General features: G+C 63.5%; 23 protein-coding genes, 1 pseudogene and 1 other annotated feature. Of the genes and pseudogenes, 10 read left to right on the forward strand and 14 right to left on the reverse strand.

Annotated features, from left to right (window positions below; genetic code table 11):
• Nucleotides 1-206: 206 nt before the first annotated feature.
• From LRX75_RS07495 to LRX75_RS07505, 3 genes and pseudogenes are all read left to right on the forward strand, one after another.
• Complete coding sequence (locus LRX75_RS07495) at nt 207-1,187, forward strand: bifunctional helix-turn-helix transcriptional regulator/GNAT family N-acetyltransferase (RefSeq protein WP_231813176.1); 981 nt, start codon at nt 207-209, stop codon at nt 1,185-1,187.
• 189 nt (nt 1,188-1,376) lie between these two features.
• Nucleotides 1,377-1,658 carry a type II toxin-antitoxin system RelB/DinJ family antitoxin gene (locus LRX75_RS07500; protein ID WP_231813178.1) on the forward strand — a complete coding sequence of 94 codons (282 nt, stop codon included), beginning with the start codon at nt 1,377-1,379 and terminating at the stop codon, nt 1,656-1,658.
• 31 nt (nt 1,659-1,689) lie between these two features.
• Nucleotides 1,690-1,962, forward strand: a pseudogene (locus tag LRX75_RS07505) (type II toxin-antitoxin system YafQ family toxin); the annotation flags it as partial.
• A 3-nt stretch (nt 1,963-1,965) separates the two neighbouring features.
• Here the strand turns inward: LRX75_RS07505 and nusB are convergent.
• Nucleotides 1,966-2,451: a transcription antitermination factor NusB gene (gene nusB, locus LRX75_RS07510; RefSeq protein ID WP_231813180.1), complete on the reverse strand. Its 486-nt coding sequence runs from the start codon at nt 2,449-2,451 to the stop codon at nt 1,966-1,968.
• Nucleotides 2,448-2,909, reverse strand: a complete 462-nt coding sequence (gene ribH / locus LRX75_RS07515; protein ID WP_231813182.1) for a 6,7-dimethyl-8-ribityllumazine synthase — start codon at nt 2,907-2,909, stop codon at nt 2,448-2,450. The genes nusB and ribH overlap by 4 nt, the downstream gene beginning before the upstream one ends.
• Before the next feature lie 170 nt (nt 2,910-3,079).
• Here ribH and LRX75_RS07520 point away from each other — a divergent pair, with 170 nt between their 5' ends.
• Complete coding sequence (locus LRX75_RS07520; protein ID WP_231813184.1) at nt 3,080-3,598, forward strand: GNAT family N-acetyltransferase; 519 nt, start codon at nt 3,080-3,082, stop codon at nt 3,596-3,598.
• Nucleotides 3,599-3,617: 19 nt separating this feature from the next.
• Here the strand turns inward: LRX75_RS07520 and LRX75_RS07525 are convergent, their stop codons facing one another.
• From LRX75_RS07525 to LRX75_RS07560, 8 genes are all read right to left on the reverse strand, one after another.
• On the reverse strand, nt 3,618-4,235 hold the full coding sequence (locus tag LRX75_RS07525) for a riboflavin synthase (RefSeq protein ID WP_231813186.1): 618 nt from the start codon (nt 4,233-4,235) through the stop codon (nt 3,618-3,620).
• A complete protein-coding gene (ribD, locus tag LRX75_RS07530; RefSeq protein ID WP_269456105.1) occupies nt 4,235-5,449 on the reverse strand; it encodes a bifunctional diaminohydroxyphosphoribosylaminopyrimidine deaminase/5-amino-6-(5-phosphoribosylamino)uracil reductase RibD in 1,215 nt (404 codons plus the stop codon). The genes LRX75_RS07525 and ribD overlap by 1 nt, the downstream gene beginning before the upstream one ends.
• A gap of 15 nt (nt 5,450-5,464) precedes the next feature.
• Nucleotides 5,465-5,938 (reverse strand): transcriptional regulator NrdR, encoded by a 474-nt coding sequence (gene nrdR / locus LRX75_RS07535; RefSeq protein ID WP_110726391.1) that lies wholly within the window; start codon nt 5,936-5,938, stop codon nt 5,465-5,467.
• Nucleotides 5,939-5,950: 12 nt separating this feature from the next.
• Complete coding sequence (gene glyA / locus LRX75_RS07540) at nt 5,951-7,249, reverse strand: serine hydroxymethyltransferase (RefSeq protein WP_231813188.1); 1,299 nt, start codon at nt 7,247-7,249, stop codon at nt 5,951-5,953.
• A 155-nt stretch (nt 7,250-7,404) separates the two neighbouring features.
• On the reverse strand, nt 7,405-7,800 hold the full coding sequence (locus LRX75_RS07545; RefSeq protein ID WP_231813190.1) for an endonuclease domain-containing protein: 396 nt from the start codon (nt 7,798-7,800) through the stop codon (nt 7,405-7,407).
• Between the two features lie 334 nt (nt 7,801-8,134).
• The gene (locus tag LRX75_RS07550) at nt 8,135-9,457 is read right to left on the reverse strand and encodes a L,D-transpeptidase family protein (RefSeq protein WP_231813192.1); all 1,323 of its coding nucleotides are present in this window, start codon (nt 9,455-9,457) and stop codon (nt 8,135-8,137) included.
• A 496-nt stretch (nt 9,458-9,953) separates the two neighbouring features.
• A complete protein-coding gene (gene ldtR / locus LRX75_RS07555) occupies nt 9,954-10,490 on the reverse strand; it encodes a transcriptional regulator LdtR (protein ID WP_113150350.1) in 537 nt (178 codons plus the stop codon).
• A 129-nt stretch (nt 10,491-10,619) separates the two neighbouring features.
• Entirely contained in the window at nt 10,620-11,057 is a 438-nt protein-coding gene (locus LRX75_RS07560; RefSeq protein ID WP_231813194.1) for a DUF6163 family protein, read from the reverse strand.
• A 765-nt stretch (nt 11,058-11,822) separates the two neighbouring features.
• Between LRX75_RS07560 and hemB the strand changes: the two genes are divergently transcribed.
• From hemB to LRX75_RS07585, 5 genes are all read left to right on the forward strand, one after another.
• Nucleotides 11,823-12,839 (forward strand): porphobilinogen synthase, encoded by a 1,017-nt coding sequence (gene hemB / locus LRX75_RS07565; RefSeq protein ID WP_231813196.1) that lies wholly within the window; start codon nt 11,823-11,825, stop codon nt 12,837-12,839.
• Nucleotides 12,840-12,915: 76 nt separating this feature from the next.
• Entirely contained in the window at nt 12,916-13,392 is a 477-nt protein-coding gene (locus tag LRX75_RS07570; RefSeq protein WP_231813198.1) for an RDD family protein, read from the forward strand.
• Nucleotides 13,393-13,636: 244 nt separating this feature from the next.
• Nucleotides 13,637-14,410: an arginyltransferase gene (locus tag LRX75_RS07575; protein WP_231813200.1), complete on the forward strand. Its 774-nt coding sequence runs from the start codon at nt 13,637-13,639 to the stop codon at nt 14,408-14,410.
• A gap of 97 nt (nt 14,411-14,507) precedes the next feature.
• The gene (locus LRX75_RS07580; RefSeq protein ID WP_092933154.1) at nt 14,508-14,729 is read left to right on the forward strand and encodes an AbrB/MazE/SpoVT family DNA-binding domain-containing protein; all 222 of its coding nucleotides are present in this window, start codon (nt 14,508-14,510) and stop codon (nt 14,727-14,729) included.
• Nucleotides 14,726-15,118 carry a type II toxin-antitoxin system death-on-curing family toxin gene (locus LRX75_RS07585; RefSeq protein ID WP_231813202.1) on the forward strand — a complete coding sequence of 131 codons (393 nt, stop codon included), beginning with the start codon at nt 14,726-14,728 and terminating at the stop codon, nt 15,116-15,118. The genes LRX75_RS07580 and LRX75_RS07585 overlap by 4 nt, the downstream gene beginning before the upstream one ends.
• 39 nt (nt 15,119-15,157) lie before the next feature.
• Here LRX75_RS07585 and parC read toward each other — a convergent pair whose 3' ends face one another.
• Nucleotides 15,158-17,410: a DNA topoisomerase IV subunit A gene (gene parC / locus LRX75_RS07590; RefSeq protein WP_231813204.1), complete on the reverse strand. Its 2,253-nt coding sequence runs from the start codon at nt 17,408-17,410 to the stop codon at nt 15,158-15,160.
• 199 nt (nt 17,411-17,609) lie between these two features.
• Here parC and LRX75_RS07595 point away from each other — a divergent pair, with 199 nt between their 5' ends.
• A complete protein-coding gene (locus LRX75_RS07595) occupies nt 17,610-18,803 on the forward strand; it encodes a hypothetical protein (protein ID WP_231813206.1) in 1,194 nt (397 codons plus the stop codon).
• Nucleotides 18,804-18,880: 77 nt separating this feature from the next.
• Here the strand turns inward: LRX75_RS07595 and LRX75_RS07600 are convergent, their stop codons facing one another.
• From LRX75_RS07600 to LRX75_RS07610, 3 genes are all read right to left on the reverse strand, one after another.
• A complete protein-coding gene (locus tag LRX75_RS07600; protein ID WP_231813208.1) occupies nt 18,881-20,362 on the reverse strand; it encodes a SulP family inorganic anion transporter in 1,482 nt (493 codons plus the stop codon).
• Nucleotides 20,363-20,429: 67 nt separating this feature from the next.
• Nucleotides 20,430-20,485, reverse strand: a sequence feature (sul1 is cis-regulatory element that is thought to sense ions involved in sulfur or methionine metabolism; They are found in Alphaproteobacteria).
• A gap of 48 nt (nt 20,486-20,533) precedes the next feature.
• Nucleotides 20,534-21,277, reverse strand: a complete 744-nt coding sequence (locus tag LRX75_RS07605; protein WP_338110283.1) for a Fic family protein — start codon at nt 21,275-21,277, stop codon at nt 20,534-20,536.
• Nucleotides 21,278-21,352: 75 nt separating this feature from the next.
• A complete protein-coding gene (locus LRX75_RS07610; protein ID WP_231813210.1) occupies nt 21,353-21,535 on the reverse strand; it encodes a hypothetical protein in 183 nt (60 codons plus the stop codon).
• Between the last annotated feature and the right edge of the window lie 65 nt (nt 21,536-21,600).

A 21,600-nucleotide genomic window follows, 5' to 3' on the forward strand; every position in this document is an offset into this window, starting at 1 on the left:
CCCGTCCCCGCCCCGCACCGCCTCCTCGCGCCACCGGGCCGGAGTGAAGAGTGCGGCGGAGAATCGGCAAGGTCAAGCGGGGATCGCGGGCGCGATGGCCGCGACCGAAGCCGGATGGCTCGTTGAGCTTCCTCGGTGGCCCCGTCTTTGACACGGGGCAATCTCATGATAGATAGTTGCATGGCGCAACCAAATGGGAGGACGTGATGCGACCCTCACAGTCCGACGAGACGATCCTCTCGATCCGCGACGCATCCCGTCGTCTCGTGCGGGAACTCGGTTTCCTCGAGCCGACGCTCGCCGGCACGAATCTGGCACCGTCCGCCGTGCATGCCCTGATCGAGATCGAGGCTTCTCCATCCCTAACGGCCGGCAGCCTCTGCACGGCGCTCGGACTGGAAAAATCGAGCATCAGCCGCCTCGTGCGCAAACTTGTCGATGCGGGAGAGGTCAGGGAGGAGAGCAGCAGCGGCGACGGCCGCGCGAAATGCCTGACCCTGACGGCGCAGGGACAGGACACCGTTGCCGCGATCCACGCCTTCGCCACGTCTCAGGTGTCCGCCGCGTTGACCCGGCTTCCCGGTGTGGGCCGCGAAACGGTGCTGGCCGGCCTTCGCACCTACACGGATGCGCTTCATGCCGGCAGGACCGATGCGGGCGACAGCGATCGCCCCGCCATCACGATCGAAAGCGGCTACCGATCCGGCAGTATCGGCAGATCGACCGAGATGCATGCAGCCTTCTATCGCCGCGTCGGCTTCGGCGCCTATTTCGAGGCACAGGTCGCGGCGGGACTGGCCAGCTTCGTCCAAAGACTGGAGAGGCCGGTCAACGGGTTCTGGTCGGCCGTGGAAAGCGGGAGGATCGTCGGCACCGTGGCGATCGATGGCGAGGATCTGGGCGAAGGCCTTGCCCATCTGCGCTGGTTCATCGTCGATGAGGGACAACGCGGCGGTGGCACCGGCCGCCGCCTGCTGCGCGACGCCCTGTCCTTCTGCGACCGCACGGGCTTTGCCGAAACGCATCTCTGGACATTCCGCGGACTGGACGCGGCACGCCACCTCTACGAGGCCAACGGCTTTCGGCTGGTGGACGAACAGCCCGGCCGGCAGTGGGGCGAAGAGGTCATTGAACAGCGCTTCGTCCGCAAGGCAGCCCAGCCTGCTTCGGCACGAAATCCTTCATGAAGACTCAACGCCGCGCCGACGAAACTCTCCGCAAGCCGCGCAAACGGCACCAAGGGCGGACGCCCGAAGACGTCCGCCGGGAAAGCGTAACAAGCCTGCTTTCGCAAGGCGCTCAACACTGCTCAGCAATCTCGTCCTCTTGACTGTATCTCAAATGAGATACATTTTAGGAAAACAGGAGATGCCGCCATGACAGCCCGCACTTCGATGCTACACGTGCGAATCGACGATGAAACGAAAGAGAAGGCGACAGCCGCACTGGATGCCATTGGGATGTCGGTGTCGGATGCCGTGCGTCTGTTTCTTCGCCGGGTCGTCGCCGACCAGGCCTTTCCGCTGGAACTCAGAGTTCCGAACGCCGATACGCTTGCGGCCATGAAGGAGGCCGAGGACATCGTTCGAACCCGCGCGGCGCGTTTCGCCACTGCCGACGACCTGGTGAACGACATCGAAAAAGCCAGCCGCCAGTAAGCGCGCGGGACCGCCGAGAACATCCGATTATACCAAGGCTTTTCTGAAGGACTGGGAGCGCCTGTCGCGCTCGGGCCGCTATGACATGCCGCGACTGAAGGACGCCATGCTCCTGCTCATCGCCAATGACGAACCGCTCGGCCCGGAATGGCTGGACCACCCCTTGAAAGGGTCATGGTCTGGACACCGCGAATGCCATATCGGCGGCGACTTCCTTTTGATCTATCGGTGCGAGGACGCCGGAAAAGCCGGCATGGTTGTTTTCGTCCGTGCCGGGACCCATGCCGAGCTTTTCCAGGATTGAAGGCTACTTCCGCACGTCCGTCCTGAACTGACGCGCGATCCGGTCGAGGACGGCGTTGACGAGCTTGGGTTCGTCTTCCTCGAAGAAGGCGCGGGCGATCTCGACATATTCGGTGACGATGACGGCGACGGGCACGTCCTTGCGCTCGGTCAGCTCGAACGTGCCGGCGCGCAGGATGGCGCGCACGGTCGAATCGAGACGGGACAGCGCCCAGTCGTCCTGCAGTGCCGCGCCGATCAGCGGATCGAGCTTGCGCTGGTCGCGCACGACGCCGGAGACGATCGAGCGGAACCAGGAGGCATCGGCCTTCAGGTATGTATCGCCGTCGATTTCCTGCCCGAGGCGATGCGTCTCGTATTCGGCGACGATCTCCAGCACGCCGGTGCCGCCGACATCCATCTGGTAGAGGGCCTGCACGGCGGCGAGACGGGCGGCGCCACGCTGGTTCGCCTGCTTGACCGGCGGCGTCTGTTCGTTCGGCGTGTTCACTGTTCGCCTCCGAGCTTGGCTTTCAGGGCGATCATGGTCAGGGCTGCGCGTGCGGCGAAGCCGCCTTTGTCGCCTTCGGACTTGCGGGCGCGGACCCAGCCCTGCTCGTCGTTTTCGACGGTCAGGATGCCGTTGCCGATGGCGAGGCTCTCGCTCACGGTCAGGTCCATGATGGCGCGGCAGCTCTCGTTGGCGACGATGTCGAAATGGTAGGTCTCGCCGCGGATGACCATGCCGAGCGCGACGAAGCCGTCATATTCGGTGGCGCCGGCGTCGATGCCGTCGAGGGCCATGGCGATCGCACCGGGGATTTCGAGCGCGCCGGGAACGGTCACGACGTCGTAGGTGGCGCCGGCGTCGTTCAGCGCGGAGGTCGCGCCGTCGAGCAGCGCATCTGCCATGTCGTCGTAGAAGCGGGCCTCGACGATGAGGATATGGGGCTTGACGCTCTCGGCCATCGGTTCACCTGTCTGGAAATGGAGGCAGTCGGGACTGTGGAAATCGCCGGTCGCATTGCCGGCAGAGGCACGGGTAAAACCATGGCAGGGCTGGAATGGCAAGCCTTTTCCGATCAGCGGCGCGCAGGGCTGCTTTGCGGTGGGCGCGATTCGCGTTTAAGGAAGGTGTCATGCACACCGTTCCCACGCTCGAGACCACCCGCCTCATCCTCCGCCCCTATCGCCGCGACGACTTCTCCGCCTATGCCGATCTCTTCGCCGATCCGCAGGTCGTGCGCTTCATCGGCGGCGTGCCGTTCTCGCGCGAGCAAGCCTGGACGCGGTTTCTGCGGCAGGTCGGCATGTGGCACTATTTCGGCTTCGGATTTTTTGCGTTGCAGGACAGGGAGAGCGGCGCTTTCATCGGCGAGGCCGGCTTTCACGACCTGCACCGCGTCCTCCAGCCCTCGATCGAGGGAACGATGGAGACCGGCTGGGCGCTGTCGCCCGCGGCCCACGGGCGGGGTTATGCCACCGAGGCCGTGTCCGCCGCCCTGGCATGGGCGGAGCGAACCTATCCCAAGGCCCGCCGCACCTGCCTCATCGATCTCGGCAATGTCGCGTCCCTGCGCGTGGCCGCCAAGCTCGGCTTCCACGAGACGGCCCGCACCGTCTACCACGGTGCGCAGGTCGTTCTCTGCGAACGATAGGCCACGCCTTGCGACGGCGTCAGACGCCCTTTGACGGAAAATCGGCCAGCCGCGCGGCATAGCGCGCCATCGTGTCCACTTCGAAGTTGACGCGGTCGCCGGCCTTCCGGTCGCCCCAGGTGGTGACCTCCAGAGAGTGGCGGATCAGGAGCACGTCGAATTCCGTGCCGTTGACGGCGTTGACCGTGAGCGACGTCCCGTCGAGCGCGACGGAGCCCTTGGGCGCGACGAAGCGGGCGAGATGCTCGGGCGCATTGAGACGGAACCGCGTCGCCTCGCCTTCCGCTTCCACCGAGAGGATCTCGGCCGTGCCGTCGATATGGCCGGACACGATGTGGCCACCCAGCTCGTCGCCGATCTTCAGGGCCCGCTCGAGATTGACATGCGTACCGGCGGACCAGCCGGCGATCGTCGTCAGCCGCAGGGCCTCTTCCCAGGCTTCGACCTCGAACCAGCGTTCATTGGCGCCCTTTTCCGGCAAGGCCGTCACGGTGAGGCAGACGCCGGAATGGGAGATGGAGGCGCCGATATCGATGGTGGAGGGATCATAGGCCGTCGCAACCCGCAGCCGGACGCCCTCATCGAGCGGCGTCACGCGCTCGACCTTGCCAATATCCGTCACGATGCCGGTGAACATCAGGCTGTCCTCTCGTAAATATCCAGATGGTCGGGCCCGAAGGCCTCGCCAGACGTATGTACGAATGGCGCGGGTACAAGACCGGGCTTCACAGGCGACGCGATGCCGTCGGCACCGATGGTCGGCGATCCGGTGAAGAGCAGCAGGCGATCGACCATGCCGGCATCGAGGAACGAGGCTGCGGTGCGCGCGCCTCCTTCCACCAGAAGCGAGGACAGGCCGCGGCTGGCCAGCGCCGGCAGCAGCAGATCGAGCCGACGCGGATCCCATTCGAGCACTTCGACGCCGAGCGCCGACAAGGCGTCGGCCCGGGCCTGACGCGCGTGGACATCCCGATCGCCCCCGTCTGCCGACAGAACGCCGGCGACGACGATGACGGGAACGCGGGCGGCCGTGCGGGCGAGCCGGCTGTCGGGCGAAAGCCGCAGGTTTGCGTCCAGCACGATGCGAACGGGCGAGCGATCCTCGAGACCGGGCAGACGCACGGTCAGATCCGGATCGTCGGCAACAGCTGTGCCGATGCCGACGAGGATCGCGTCCGAGCGGGCGCGCAGATGCTGGACGTAGGTCCGGCTGTCCGGCCCTGTGATCGCCACCTGCCCGCGACCGGGCGGCAGCGTGTGTGCGCCGATCATGCCGTCGCGCGAAAGGGCAAGCTTCAGCGTGACATGCGGGCGGCCGAGGCGCTTGCGCGTCAGATAGGCTTTAAGCGCGCGCTCGCCTGTCGCTTCCAGCACCCCCGTTTCCACGGCGATGCCCGCCTCGCGCAGCATGGCGATGCCGCGGCCGGAGACGCGTGGATCGGGATCCACGACCGAGACGACGACGCGGGCGATGCCGGCGCGGATCAACGCATCCGCACAGGGTGGCGTGTGACCATGATGGGAGCAGGGTTCGAGCGTGACATAGGCGGTGGCACCGCGGGCCGCCTCCCCGGCCTGCGCCAGCGCCTGCGTTTCCGCATGCGGGCGACCGCCGGGCGCGGTCACGGCCTCGGCAATGAGGCGCGGCCCTGCGCCGTCGTCCCGCACGATCACGCAGCCGACCGAGGGATTGCTGCCGGTCAGACCGAGATGTCTCGCTCCGACCGCGATCGCCTCCGCCATCAGCCGGGCGTCCGCCTCCGCACCGCCGACATGTCCGGAGTCCGCGCCGCTTGCGCCTCGCACATCGGCGGCGGCAAGATCGGCGGGCGTGTCGTTCGGGAGCGTCATGGCTGCGGCTTTCCGTCAGGCGCCGGGATCGCGGGCGATCTTGGCGGAGAGCTCCGCCATCACCTTCTCGAAATCCTCCGCATGCGAGAAATCGCGATAGACGGAGGCGTAGCGCACGAAGGCGACGTCATCGAGGCCCTTCAGCGCTTCCAGCACCTGCAGGCCGATTTCCTCGGAGGCGATCTCGCTCTCGCCCGAACTTTCCAGCCGCCGGACGATGCCGGAAACAGCGCGCTCGATCCGCTCGCGTTCCACCGGCCGCTTGCGCAGGGCGATCTCGAACGAGCGCATGAGCTTCTCCCGGTCGAAAGGCGCCTTCCGACCGGTCTTCTTCAGCACCATGAGCTCGCGCAGCTGCACGCGCTCGAACGTCGTGAAGCGCCCGCCGCAATCCGGACAGATCCGGCGGCGGCGAATGGCCGCCCCGTCTTCCGCAGGTCTGGAATCCTTGACCTGACTGTCTTCCGATCCGCAAAAGGGGCAGCGCATGCCGTGCCAGCCTTACAGGTAGCCGTACATCGGGAAGCGGCCCGTCAGCGCCACGACCTTTTCGCGCACGCCGGCTTCCACGGCCGCATTGCCCTCGTCGGAATTGGCGACCTTCAGGCCGTCGAGCGTTTCGACGATCAGGTTGCCGATTTCACGGAACTCGGCCTCCTTGAAGCCGCGCGTCGTACCGGCCGGTGTGCCCAGGCGCACGCCGGAGGTGACGAAGGGCTTTTCCGGATCGAAGGGGATGCCGTTCTTGTTGCAGGTGATGTAGGCGCGGCCGAGTGCGGCTTCCGCCCGCTTGCCCGTCGCGTTCTTCTTGCGAAGATCGACCAGCATCAGGTGGTTGTCCGTGCCGCCGGAGACGATGTCGAGACCGCCATCGACCAGCGTCTGCGACAGCGCCTTGGCGTTCTTGACGATCTGTGCGGCGTAGTCCTTGAACTCGGGCTTCAGCGCCTCGCCGAAGGCAACCGCCTTGGCGGCGATGACATGCATCAACGGGCCGCCCTGAAGGCCGGGGAAGACGGCCGAGTTGAACTTCTTTGCCAGATCCTCGTCGTTGGTCAGGATCATGCCGCCGCGCGGGCCACGGAGCGACTTGTGCGTCGTCGTGGTGGCGACGTGGCAATGCGGGAACGGCGACGGGTGCTGGCCACCGGCGACCAGACCGGCGATATGGGCCATGTCGACCATCAGCCATGCGCCGACATCGTCGGCGATCTCGCGGAAGCGCTTCCAGTCCCAGATACGGGAATAGGCGGTGCCGCCGGCGATGATCAGCTTGGGCTTGTGCTTGCGCGCGCTTTCGGCGACCGCATCCATGTCGAGAAGATGGTCTTCCTCGCGTACGCCGTAGGACACGACGTTGAACCACTTGCCGGACATGTTGACCGGCGATCCGTGCGTCAGGTGTCCCCCGGAGTTGAGATCGAGACCCATGAAGGTATCGCCCGGCTGCAGCAGCGCCAGGAACACCGCCTGGTTCATCTGCGAACCAGAATTGGGCTGCACATTGGCGAAGTTGACGCCGAACAGCTGCTTGGCGCGCTCGATCGCGAGGTTCTCGGCAATATCGACGAACTGGCAGCCACCGTAATAGCGCTTGCCCGGATAGCCCTCGGCATATTTGTTCGTCATGATCGAGCCCTGGGCTTCGAGCACGGCGCGCGAGACGATGTTCTCGGAAGCGATCAGCTCGATCTCGTGGCGCTGGCGACCCAACTCCTTCTCGATCGCACCGAAAATATCCGGATCGCTATCGGCGAGAGACCGGTTGAAGAAGACGTCGTTGGCGGATGTATCGCTCATGATCAGGCTCCTGTGGGGCGGTGGCACGGTGTTTATCTCCCTCGCATGCCAAGGGCAACCCGCGCCCCGCGTTTTGCGCCATTTGCCGCGGCGTCTGCGCTGTGGCGGGGAGCCGATGCGATCACCAGGTCAGAATGCCTTTGGGAGGCCTGCGGCTAGGATGCCAGCACGAGCGTCAGATCGATCGAGACCACCGGTTCGTTGAGACGCCCTTCGGCAATCGCCACGATGGTTTCCAGAACCGACCGCATCTCATGCAGGACATGACTGTTCCAGAAGCGGGCAACGGTCCAGCCATTGGCAGCCATCTGCGCGTTCCGCACCCGGTCATAGTCGCTGCCCACATGTTGATGACCGTCCACCTCCACGACAAGGCGAACCTCCCGGCAGGCAAAATCCGCGAAATAGCGATCGATTGGCAGTTGACGCACGAACTTCAGCCCGTTCAACCGTCGTCCTCGCAGTTCTCGCCACAACAGACGTTCGGCATCGTTATCCGCCTGGCGTAGCGTCCGCGCCCTCTCCGTTCTCGTCTCGTTTGGCCCTCGCATGCACCCTCCGCTCCGAGGCTGCCCGCCTCTGGGCAGAAGAAGCTTATGCTGCGACGTTGACGAGGCGAATGCAACCGCAGCCACACATCTCTTCTCCCCGTCAAAACGGGGAGAAGATGCCGGCAGGCAGATGAGGGGCAGACGCTAACTGAAACCATGAACGTCAAAGATGGCCCCTCACCCTAACCCTCTCCCCGCTTGCGGGGCGAGGGGACGTGGCCCACGCATCGTTCGAGCGCGGAGCGAGCGCATAATTAAGCGACAGCGCCACCCGCAAACAAAACGGCCGCGCTCCCAAGAAGCGCGGCCGTCGAAATCATCACATCATCAAACTCTACTGGGCGATGCCGCCGTCCAGGCCGCCGGTGACCGGCTCGATGCCGGCGGTCGTCTGGAGCGCCAGTTCCTGTTCGCCGTCCATCTGGTAGATGTCGTCGCGGAACTGGACGACGCCGTCCTTGGCAGCCCAGGCGGTGATGTACTTGAAGTAGACGGGCACTTCGACCGCAAGCTTGATCGGGTTGTTCTGGCCCGAGCGGATGGTCGCCTCGATCTGCTGGCGGGACCAGCCGGGCGTGTCCTTCAGAAGCCAGGTCGTGAGGTCGCGCACGTTCTGCACGCGCACGCAGCCCGAGCTTTCGAAACGGGCAAGCTTGTTGAACAGGCCCTGAGACGGGGTGTCGTGCATGTATTCGTTGTTGGGATTGTGGAAGTTGATCTTCGTCGAGGCCATGGCGTTGATCTTGCCCGGGTCCTGGCGGAACGTCAGGTTCGGGGCCTTTTCGGCGTTCCAGTCGATCGTTTCGGGCGAAACCTCGTTGCCCTGCCCGTCGATCAGCCGGATGGCGTTCTTCTTCAGATATTCCGGGTCCTTGCGCATCAGGGGCACGATGTCTTTTTCGACGATCGAGCGCGGCGCCGTCCAGTACGGGTTGAGGATGACCTCGTAGATCTTCGAATTGATGATGTGCGTGGGGCGCGACAGGCGGCCGACGATGGCCGTATGCCGCTGCACGACGCGGCCGTTCTCCACCGCCTCGATATAGGCCGCGGGAATGTTGACCACGACGTGGCGCATGCCGAGATCGCCCGACATGGACTGCAGGCGTACGAGATTGGTGTTCAGCTGCTGCAGGCGCACATTGGCCGAAATGTTCAGCGCCTTCAGCGAGTATTCGCCGAGAACGCCATCCGGCGGCAGGCCGTGGCGGGCCTGGAAGCGCTTGACCGCGCCATCGACATAGCTGTCGAAACTGTCGGACATGCCCGACGACGGATCGAGATCGCCGGCGGCGATCAGGTGCTGGCGCAGCGCCCGCACCGACGGGTCGGAAACACCCAGTTCCAGACGCTGCGACGGGTTGACCTCCGGCCATCCGCCGGCCGACACGATCCGCTGATACTGGCCGATCGCCGTCTGCGTGTTGTAGATGGTTTCCATGCTGAAGATCGGGGTGTTCGACGAGACAGCGAGCGCTGTGCGCGACGCCTGCGCGTCGAACTGATCGTCCCACACGCCGCGGCGCGGTGCGTTGATGATATCCACCAAGGCGTCCTGCGCGAACGCACCACCGGCCCAGGCTGCCGCGCCGAGCGTGGCGGCGGAGCGCAGGAAGGCGCGGCGGCTATGAGCATCGATTCCGTTTTTCTTCGACATGATCCCTACCATCAGATGCTGCAGGGCAAATTCCGCCCTCAGCGCTATCACGATTACGGTTAACAAAGGCAAACCTGCCCGGAGCGGGAGAGGCGCCTCGACGGACGGAGGAGCCTCAAAGACCCCGCGACTGCGGGCGCACCCGCGCCGAAAACCGCTTGACCGACCCTCGATTCCGGGCCGGTTTTTCAACATTTTACGTCCCATACCAATATGGCCAAACGGTGTCACACAACCAGTGGGAAAGCGCGCGCAAGCACCGGGAGACAAGGCACTGCGTCCTTCCTGCAACAGCCGCATCGGCCCCGTTTCCGGGCGGGATCGTGTCCGCGGCGCCATCGCGGAACGGCGTGCTCAAGTGCGCATCACGACCGTTGACAACATCGTGACGCTGCACGTTGCGGCTGCGGTCGCCGGCGATCGCTGTTGCCGGCAACGCGAAAGGCCGGACGCCATCCCGCGCCCGGCCTTCTCAGAGGATCGTCCCCGTCGCGTCTTACATGCGATAGGCGATCGAGTCGTTCCAGAAGCGGTCGAGGCGCTGGAGAAGCTTGTTCATCTGGCTGAATTCGTCGGTGCCGATACCGCCGACCTTGTGGATCGAGCCGATGTGGCGCTCATAGAGCTTGGCGACCGTTTCGGCGATGCCCTGACCGTCTTCCGTCAGGCTGATGCGGACCGAGCGACGGTCGATGCGCGAGCGCTGGTGGTTGATGAAGCCGAGATCGACGAGCTTCTTGACATTGTAGGAGACGTTGGAGCCGAGGTAGTAGCCCCGCGAGCGCAGCTCGCCGGCGGTCAGTTCCGAATTGCCGATGTTGAAGAGGAGAAGCGCCTGGACGGCGTTGACGTCGCTGCGGCCCTGCCGGTCGAATTCGTCCTTGATGACGTCGAGCAGGCGGCGGTGCAGGCGCTCGACGAGATGCAGCGATTCCATGTACAGGGAGCGGATCGCATCTTCCTGCGGGTCTTTGTGAGCAACGGTGTTGCCCGCGCTATGGGAGGAAGCCTGTGCCTTGAGCTTGGTGTTCATGATGACGGTCTCTCTCTGTTTTGGTGGCGGTGGTTATGTTTTCCCGCCTTGAGGAGACACTATCGAATACGTATAAAATTCTACTTAAACCGCAGCCTTAACATGAGCTTACGATTGGCGGCACCTGTGTCAGGGTGAATCAAATCTTGCAACACGCCCCTGGCGCATGCGCTGATAGAGGATGACGCCGCGGAAAGCGACGAAGATCAGGGCCGCTCCGCCATGCAGGACAAGGATCAGCGGCTTGGTGCCGAAGAGGTCGGGATAGAAGCCAAACATGACGATTTCGGTCGCCGCCGCCACCACCCAGATGACGGGTCCCCAGGACACCAGAAGCCACAGGCCCAGCGCCGCCACGGGATAGGCCACCGCCAGCGTGGCCGCCGCAACGCGCCACGGCACCGTCAGAAGATCGAACCGGCCGGACCCATTGAACGAATAGCCGATCAGCAGCGCCCAGTAGTTCAGGCCGAACCAGAAGCACGAAATCGCCACCAGCCGCAGGAAGACGCCGAACAGCGTCTCCGTCAGCGAGACCTTGGGAACATGGACAGAATCATCGGACATAAGGGCGACCATAAGGGCGGATGGTGGCAACCGCCAGACCGGGGAAATTACGGAAGCTGGAGCAGCAGGAATGGAATGTTCCTGTACCCGGCGGAAAGGCATTGCGGACCGCCTGTCAAAAAAGTTGATCCTTCTTTTCCCCGCCCGCTTTTCCTCCATCATACTTGCCTCGTCCCGTTATCGGATGCACCGGAAGGCGTTCCGGCGAGGTGGGGCCGGTGCCGGGGTTAAGGATTTTACGCAGGTCCTTATTCCCGGGCTCGCGAAAGGGCTGTCCGTCGTGGACCTCGACAGGATCTCGGCGTGGCGATGTCATAGAAGAGGCGGCGACCGTTGAAACCGCGGTCGTCCTGTGAAACCTGGCAAGGCGGCGGCAAGCCGCGCCGTGACTGCCGGACGCGCCATCGGGGAGAGCCGATGGAATCTTCTTCAAGACAGTTGGGCTGCGGGAAAAACCACCGAACGAGGCGCTGGAAGATGTCATCTTCCACTTCACTAACCAACGCGGCAGCTTCCAGCGCCTCGTCCGAACTGCCCTCATCTCCACGGCGCTTTCGCGCGCGTGGTTATCGGCGCGTCGATCGGGCGCTCGTGGGACGACACGCCGCACCACGGCGATTTTGCCTCCTCTGCGAGCCATGATAAAAGGTGGCAACTCCCGAGAGCCTTGCGACCGCGGCGGAGCGAACCGCCCACGGCACGCGCGCTCATTGCCGATGGGCTTCCCCCGCCCTGCTTCCGGCTCAAGCCATGGAAAGACGAGAGATGACCGACAAGACCGACATCGTGGACCTCATCACCGGACACCGCCGCATGCGCCGCAACCGCAAGGCGGACTGGACGCGGCGGATGGTGCGCGAGACCCAGCTGACGGTGGACGACCTGATCTGGCCGATCTTCCTCGTGCCCGGCACGAACGTGGTCGAGCCGATCGCCGCCATGCCCGGCGTCATGCGCCTCAGCGTCGACAAGGCGGTGGAAGCCGCGCGCGAGGCGGCCGATGTCGGCATTCCCGCGCTCGCCACCTTCCCGAACGTTGATATGGCGCTGCGGGATGACACCGGCTCGCACAGTCTGGACGCCGACAACCTCATCAACCGGGCGACCCGCGCCATCAAGACGGCGGTGCCGGGCATCGGCATCATCACCGACGTCGCGCTCGATCCCTTCACCAGCCACGGCCATGACGGCATCCTGCGCGATGGCGAGATCGTCAACGACGAGACCGTGTCCCAGATCGCCCGCGCCGCCGTGGCGCAGGCGGATGCCGGTGCCGATATCATCGCGCCGTCCGACATGATGGACGGCCGCATCGGCGTCATTCGTCAGGCGCTGGATGCGGCCGGCCACCAGAGCGTCGGCATCATGGCCTATGCCACCAAGTTCGCCTCGGCCTTCTACGGCCCCTACCGCGAGGCCATCGGCACCAGCGGGCTGCTGAAGGGCGACAAGAAGACCTATTACATCGACCCCGCCAACGCGACCGAAGCCCTGCGTGACGCCGCCCTCGACGTCGAGGAAGGCGCCGACATGATGATGGTCAAGCCCGGCCTGCCCTATCTCGACATCTGCTGGCGCATGAAGGACGCCTTCGGCCTGCCCGTCTTCGCCTATCAGGTCTCGGGCGAATATTCGATGATCAAGGCGGCCGGCGCGCAAGGCTGGATCGACGAGGAACGCGTGATGATGGAAACCCTGCTGGCCTTCAAACGCGCCGGCTGCGACGGCATCCTCAGCTATTTCGCGCTGGACGTGGCGCGGCTTCTCGCCCGGAAAGGTTGAGGACGCGGAGAGGCGGCCGCTTGAATCCATCCCGCTTCATTCCAATATGCGTATTGACGATTGGAGACCCAGATAAATGACCGTAAGCCAAGATGACGTTCGCTTTCCCAGTACCGACTGGCGCGCCTATCGCGGCGTTCTCAGCCGTCGGGTTATCGCGTTCTGCGTCGATTATCTTTTCGTCGCGCTTCTCTGGATTCCCGCGGCCGTGGTCGTGTTCTTTCTCGGCATCCTCACGCTCGGCTTCGGCTTCCTGCTGTATCCCGCGCTCTTTGCCATCGTCGCGATGCTCTATTTCGGCGTCACGGTCGGCGGGCGGTCGCAGGCCTCGCCGGGCATGGCCATGATGGGGCTCGCGATCGCGCGGACAGACGGGCGGCCGATGGACTTCATGACGGCGATCGTGCATCTCGTGATCTTCTGGATCGCGAATGCCTTCCTCACCCCGTTCATCGTGCTCATCGGCCTTTTCACGGATCGGGGCCGTCTGCTGCACGATTTCCTCATCGGCACGGTAACGGTGCGCCGCGATAGCTACCTGCTGCGCGCGTAGCGCCTGCGCGGACACACTGCCTCATCAATCCGACGTGTTTTCGACCGGTCGTGTTAACGGCCGGTTGACCTTTTTCATTCTTGAGCCATGCTGCTGGATAATCCCGCAAATCGGAGTCGATTTCAGGATGAGATGATGCAGCAGGTATACAAGAGCTGCAGCGAACCTGAGTGCGCCGTCTGTGACGCACAGTGCTGTAGCAAGATCCTATGGTCATGAAGTGTGATCGCCGCCCCAGATGAACATGAACACCCATACCGCCCCGTCTCCACAGTTCTACCTCACGGCACCGGCGGCTTGCCCCTATCTGCCGCATGAGATGGAGCGGAAGGTGTTCACCCATATGGTGGGCGAGCGGGCGCCCGAACTCAACGACCTCCTGACCCAGGGCGGGTTTCGCCGATCACAGAACATCGCCTACCGCCCCGCCTGCGAGAGCTGCCGGGCCTGCGTGTCCGTGCGGATCGTCGCAGGCGAATTCAAGCCGACGCGTTCCATGAAGCGGGTGCTCGCCGAGAACACGGATGTCGTGTCCACCGAATACCCGGCGGAGCCGTCCAGCGAGCAATACGCCCTCTTCCGCCGCTATCTCGACCACCGCCACCAGAAGGGCGGCATGTCCGACATGTCGGTGCTCGACTATGCGATGATGGTCGAGGACACGCATGTGAACACAAAGATCATCGAATACCGCCTGCGCGTCGAGGGCGACGGCATCGCCGGCCGGGCCAACGGCCCGCTGATCGGCGCGGCGCTGACCGACAAGATGGGCGACGGCCTGTCGATGGTCTATTCCTATTTCGACCCCGCCTTTTCCGACCGCTCGCTCGGCACCTTCATGATCCTCGATCACATCCGCAAGGCACAGGATCGCGGCCTGCCGCACGTCTATCTCGGCTATTGGGTCAAGGGCTCGCGCAAGATGGACTACAAGACGAAGTTCCTGCCGCAGGAGCATCTGATGGCGCGGGGCTGGGAGCGGTATTCCGGGCCGGACGGCGCGGATGCGGCGGGGTGATCCCGCCTCTCACAGGCAGTCGACAAGCCGCCATCCCAAGCGTCTTGTAGATGGGGCTCCTTTTTGTTATAACATCGGTTATAACAGGAGAGCCATCATGAACGTCACCATCCGCAAGATCGGAAATTCCGAAGGCGTCATTCTGCCGAAAGACGTGCTGGATCGCATGGGCGTGAAGGCGGGGGACACGCTGACGGTGCGCATGACGGATAACAAACTGGAACTGATTCCGGAAACGGCATCCTTTTCCGAGCAGCTGAAGGCTGCCCGGATCGGCATGGAGAAGTATAAGAACGCGCTGAGAGAACTGGCAAAGTGACAGGGTACACCTGGCTCTCGCGCGAGGGTATCGAGGCCATTCACGACGAGCAACTCGCGGAACATGGCGGGCTGCCCGGCTTGAAGGACGAGAACGTGCTGGAAGCTGCGCTGGCGCGTCCGCTGCACAAGCATGCCTACGGCGAGGATGACGTTTTCGTCCTTGCTGCAGCATACCTCTACGGGATCACGCGAAACCATCCCTTTTCGGACGGCAACAAGAGAACCGGCTTCCTGGCCGCCTTCACATTCCTGTTCATCAACGGCTGGCTTTTGAACACCGAAGAGGCAATGGCCGTCGCGTTCGTCCTTGGCATTGCTTCAGGAGAAATCGTGGAAGACGGGATCGCAAATTTCCTACAGGACTATTGCGAGCGCCTGCCCGTCTGACCTGTTACCAGACGGAACGCCCAAACCCCGCAATACCCCTCACCCCCCGAATTTCCCGCTTCGCGGAAAGCCCTTCGGCACGACACGGCCGGCGGTGCCGCGGTCGGCGATCCACTCAGTGAGTTCGGCGGCGGTCTTGGTGAAACTGCGGCCGGCGCTGTCGCTCCAGGTCAGGCCATCGGCCAGCGTGAAGCAGCGGATGTCGGAGACGCCGCCGTCCTTGTAGCGCTGCAGGCGGACGCCCTTGCCGCGGGTCATTTCCGGGATCTGCGCCAGCGGGAAGACGAGAAGCTTGCGGTTTTCGCCGATGATGGCGACCTGATCGCCCTTGACCGTCACGACCATCTTGGCCTCGTCCGGCATGGCGACGTTCATGATCTGCTTGCCCTTGCGGGTGTTGGCGACCATCTCGCTTTCGGAAATCACGAAGCCGTTGCCGGCGGCGGAGGCGATCAGAACCTTGCGGGCAGGATCGTGTACGAAGGCGGTCAGCACGTCCTGGTCGTTTTCCATGTCGACCATGATGCGCAGCGGCTCGCCGTGGCCGCGCCCGCCGGGCAGTTTGTCGCCGCCAAGCGTATAGGCCTTGCCGCCGGTGGTGACGATCAGGATGCGATCGGTGGTGGATGCCGGGAAGGCGAATTTCAGCGCATCGCCCTCCTTGAACTGCAGCGTCGCCGTGTCGGAAATGTGCCCTTTCAGCGCGCGGATCCAGCCCTTTTGCGAGAGAACGACCGTGATCGGCTCCTTCTCGATCATCGCCTGCTGGATCGCCTCGTCGTCCGTGTCCGGTGCGTCGGCAAACACCGTGCGGCGGCGGCCGAGTTCGGTCGCCTTGGCGAATTTCTTCTTCACCTCGCCGATTTCCCAGGCGACCGTCTGCCACTGCTTCTCGTCGGAGGCCAGAAGCGCGTCGATCTCGGCCTTCTCCGCCGTCAGCCCGTCGAACTCGGTGCGGATCTCGAATTCCTCCAGCTTGCGCAGCGAGCGCAGGCGCATGTTGAGGATCGATTCGGCCTGAAGGTCGGTGAGGGTAAACCGCTTGATCAGAGCCGGCTTCGGCTCGTCCTCCTCGCGGATGATGCGGATGACCTCGTCGAGGTTGAGATAGGCGATCAGGTAACCGCCGAGGATCTCCAGCCGGCGCTCGATGGCGGCAAGGCGGAAGCGCGACCGGCGCTGCAGAACCTCGCGGCGGTGCTGCAGCCACTCGGTCAGGATGTCGAAGATCGACATGACGCGGGGCACGCGGCCCATCGACAGCACGTTCATGTTCAGCGGAAAGCGGTTTTCGAGGTCCGTCAGCCGGAACAGGGACTCCATCATGATAGTGGGATCGACGCTGCGGCTCTTCGGCACCAGCACGACACGGACGTCTTCGGCCGACTCGTCGCGCACGTCCTCGAGAAGCGGCAGTTTGCGGGCGATCAGCAGTTCGGCGATCTTTTCGATCAGCCGCGACTTCTGCACCTGATACGGGATCTCCGTGACGACGATCTGCCAGACGCCGCGGCCGAGATCCTCCACGACCCACTTCGCCCGCACGCGGAAACCGCCGCGGCCCGTCCGGTAGGCTTCGGTGATGCTCGCCTTGTTGTCGATGATGATGCCGCCGGTCGGGAAATCCGGTCCGGGCACAAGCTCGACCAGTTCCTCGATCGTCGCATCCGGCTTGCGGATCAGGAGCAGCGCCGCATCGCAAAGCTCGTGCGCATTGTGCGGCGGAATCGACGTCGCCATGCCCACGGCGATGCCGGAGGCACCGTTGGCCAGAAGGTTGGGGAACGCGCCCGGCATGACGACGGGCTCTTCGTCCTCCTCGTTATAGGTCGCGCGGAAATCGACGGCGTCCTGGTCGATGCCTTCCAGGAGCAGCGCCGCGACCTCGGTCATGCGCGCCTCGGTGTACCGGTAGGCCGCGGCGTTGTCGCCGTCGATATTGCCGAAATTGCCTTGTCCATCGACCAGCGGATAGCGCTGCGAGAAATCCTGGGCGAGCCGCACCAGCGCGTCGTAGACCGACTGGTCGCCATGCGGATGGAACTTACCGATGACGTCGCCGACGATGCGGGCGCATTTCTTGAAGGCTGTGTTGGGACGAATGCCCATCTCGCTCATCGCATGAATGATGCGCCGGTGCACCGGCTTCAGGCCGTCGCGAACGTCCGGCAGGGCGCGGTGCATGATGGTGGAAAGCGCATAGGCAAGATAGCGCTCTTCCAGTGCCGCCTTGAGATCGACGGGCTGAATATGATCGTCTCCGCCCGACGGCGGCAAAAGGCTCTGTCCCATGGGTCGTAGCTACCTCAACAAACCGTGAACATCAAGTTGCCCCGCCGGCGCTATCCCCAGCAAAGCGCCGCCCGGTCGTGCCGCCCGCCAAATAAAGCGTTGCGCTTACCTGACATTTTCCCGGCAGCCGCATATATTTCCGCCCAAATCGCCTTGGAGACATCGACCCCGATATCACAGGCTTTGCAAGGACCCAATGATGATGCAGTTTCCAAGACTTCGCTTCCTGCTGGCGGGCGCCGCCTTCGCCGGCCTCGCCTCGCCGGCCTTCGCGCTCGACGGCGTCGATTTCGTCACCAAGCTGAACGCGGCCTATGCCACCAACGGCGCGACGCTCGCCTACGAGACGGTCGATGTCAACGACGACAGCGTGGTCCTGAAGGGCGCCAGCGTGCGCAGCACGGTGAAGACGACGGACGAGTTGAAGATCGGCGACCTCAGCTTCGACGGCGTCGAAGAGCTCTCGGATGGCGGCTATACGGTGGAGACCGTGGCGTTCCCGGATATCGACCGGACGGCCGACGGCGCCCGCCTGACCGCCAAGGACATCGCCATCTCGGGCCTGCGGGTGCCCGCCAAGACCGGGACCGGCAGCATCGACGACCTGCTCTACTACCAGTCAGCCGGAACCGGCCCGATCACGGTCGAGATCGGCGGCAAGACCGTGTTCGCCATCGACAAGTTGGAAAGCAACCTGACCCGCCAGGACGGCGACAAGGGCATCGATTTCGACGGTATCGTCAGCGGTGTGAAGGCGGACCTCTCGGACGTCAAGGATGCCAAGACCAAGATGGCGATCGACAAGCTCGGTCTTCAGAACCCGACCGGCGAATTCACCATGGAAGGCAGCTGGGACCTCGCGTCGGGCGTCTTTGCCGTGCGCGACAACTCGATCAACGTCGACAATGTCGGCCGTCTTTCGGTCGGCTTCAACGTTTCGGGCTATACGCTCCAGCTCCTGAATTCGCTGCAGGAGGCCTTCAAGGCAGCCGAGGCCAACCCCAACAAGGAGGCCGCCAACCAGGCGCTCGGCCTGTCGGCCATGGGTCTCATCCAGCAGCTGAACTTCAACTCCGCCTCGATCCGCTTCGAGGATGCCTCGATCACCAAGCGCCTGCTCGATTACTTCGGTGCGGAACAGGGCGTGACGGGCGAGCAGATGGCGCAGTCGATCAAGGGTCTCGCCCCGATCATGATCGCGCAGCTCAACCTTCCCGACCTGCAGAACCAGCTGACCGCGGCCATCACCGCCTATCTGGATGCGCCGAAGAACCTGACGATCACGGCGGAGCCGGCCAAGCCCGTTCCCTTCCCGATGATCATGGGCGCCGGCATGGGCGCGCCGAACACGCTGCCGAGCGTGCTGGGCGTCAAGGTGACCGCGAACGACTGACGCGGCCTTGACCATCTGAAGAAACAAAAAAAGCCGCCGGCCGCCTTGAACAGGAGGCCGGCGGGCTTTTTCGTCTCTCAGTGCGAGGCTTGCGGCAGGGCCGGTGCATCCGGCTTGTCGTGCACGGCGAAGCGGTCGAGCATCGTGGCGCTCGCCGCGTTGAGACCGATGACCTCCACGGGAATACCGGACCGGCGGAACTTCAGCACCACCTTGTCGAGTGCGCCGACCGCCGTAATATCCCAAAAATGCGCGGCGGAGACGTCGATCGTGACGCTACCGGCCTTTTCGAGGAAGTCGAAGGCCGCGATGAAGCTGTCGGCCGAGGCGAAGAACACCTGGCCCTCCACCTTGTACGTCCGGGACGCGGCATCGCCGAGCGAGACCACGCGAAACAGCTTCGCCACCTTGCCCGCAAAGAACACGCCCGACAGCAGCACGCCGACGAGGACGCCTTTGGCGAGGTCATGCGTTGCAACCACGGTGACGACGGTTGCCAGCATCACGACGGAGGACGGCAGCGGATTGGTCCGCAGGTCGAGGATGGAGCGCCAGGAAAAGGTGCCGATCGAGACCATGATCATCACCGCGACGAGAGCGGCCATCGGGATGATGCGGACGATATCGTCGAGAACGAGGATGAGGAACAGCAGGAAGGCACCGGCGACGAAAGTGGAGAGCCGGCCGCGACCGCCGGAGGAGACATTGATGACCGACTGGCCGATCATGGCGCAACCGCCCATGCCGCCGATCAGCGCGGAGGCGATGTTGCCGGCCCCCTGACCTACGCATTCCTGGCTCTTGTTGCTCGGCGTATCCGTCATGTCATCGACGATCTGCGCCGTCAGCAGCGACTCGAGCAGCCCGACCACGGCCAGCGTCACGGAATAGGGGAAGATGATCCGCAGCGTTTCCCAGGTCAGCGGCACGTCCGGCAGGCCGAAGACCGGCAGGCTGGAGGGCAGTTCGCCGAGGTCGCCCACAGTGCGCAGGTCGAACCCGCCGAAGACGGCAACGGCGGTGAGCACCGCGATGGCGACCAGCGGCGACGGGATCGCCTTCGTCACATAGGGAAAGAGGTAGATGATGGCGAGGCCGATGGCGATCATCACATAGGTCAAAGCGGGAACGCCGATCAGCTCCGGCAGCTGCGCCATGAAGATCAGGATCGCCAGCGCGTTGACGAAACCGGTGATGACCGAGCGCGAGACGAAGCGCATCAGCCGCCCGAGTTTCAGGAAGCCGCCGGCAATCTGCAGAAGCCCCATGAGGATGGTGGCGGCGAAGAGATATTGCAGGCCGTGGTCGCGCACGAGGCTGACCATGACGACGGCCGTGGCAGCCGTGGCCGCCGAGATCATGCCGGGCCGGCCGCCGGTGAAGGCCGCGACGCAGGCGATGGCGAAGGAGGCAAACAGCCCCACCTTCGGATCGACCCCCGCAATGACCGAGAACCCGATCGCCTCGGGAATGAGCGCCAGCGCCACGACGATGCCGGAGAGAATGTCGCCGCGAATGTTGGAAAACCATTCGTGGAGGTACGAAGAGAGATTGGACATGTTCGAAAATCCGCAAAGTTCATCCCCACCCAGGAAAACGGGCGAGAAGCATCAGGATGAGATGTTGCGTTGTCCGGCGGATCGGCGGCCGGAAGAGCCACCCGGAATTGCACCGGGTCCGTGGTGATGGACCTTCGTTACACACGGCAACCGGAGATTCAAGGACGGTCGCTACGGCGTGCCAAGAAATATCGGCACAATCACGGTCAGAACCGCCACGACGATTGCGCCGATAAGGCCATAGAGAACGGGATGCGTCTCGATATGTCTCGTCCAGCGAACAGACGTTTTTCTGTCGAGCCGTACGGGAACATGCGCCTGAATGTCGTCGGGAACAGCGCTACGATCTACGGCACCTTTTCCAGCAGCGGACTCATGAATGTCCAACAGCTGAACGGCAAGATGCCGGTCGATCAAAGCTTCAATGGCGCTGACGTCAACGCGACCGTCTTTGAAGGCCGCATCTGCCGCCTCCAACGCCAAATAATAAGGTTTCTTGTCGGTTGCGATCTGATCCGGAATCGTCTTGGTGCCCGGGAGACGGGACCCGATCTTGGCACACATGACGATATAAGAGACAACACGTGCGGTGCGTCCGTTTCCATCGACAAAGGGATGAATCCAGTTAATCTTCCAGAGCGTATAAGCTGCGAGATGAATGGCGTTCGCTTCAGCGAAATTGTCGTTGATGTAATCGCACAGATCCTCCATGAGAGCTTGAACCTGCGATGCATCCGGCGGAATATGATGACTACCGGTAATCTTGATGCCGCCGGGACGATTTGTTCCGGCGTACTCACTCAGGCGCTCCAAAGCGATCCGGTTAAGCTCCATGACCTTCGAAGGTCTCAACCTGTACTTTGAGTTCTTAATCCAAGCATCCAACTCGGCCATTGCGGCATCGAACTGTCGCAATGTATTCTCGGCCTCGATCGGCGCTACCTCTGCGGATCGCTTACCAGAACCGGCTTTCCCGCCTCGCTCGAACGGTCACTTGCCATGCGCCTCCTGCCTGAGACGCATGGCTGCCTGATCGATCATCTCACGTGTGATGTCGCTGTTCTCGATCTTTGCCGACCCATAAGCAAAGCTACGGCGCTGCTCTTCCAGGTGAGCTTCCGTCGGAACAATTTTCCGAGCCTTTTCGATAAGCTTTTCGAGTTCGGCATTCATATGCGTTCTCCGTCGATTCCCATATTATCAGACCATCAGCCGATAACCACAGATAGTTTTGAGCG

This window comes from Rhizobium quercicola, from assembly GCF_021168455.1.
GTDB lineage: Bacteria > Pseudomonadota > Alphaproteobacteria > Rhizobiales > Rhizobiaceae > Ferranicluibacter > Ferranicluibacter quercicola.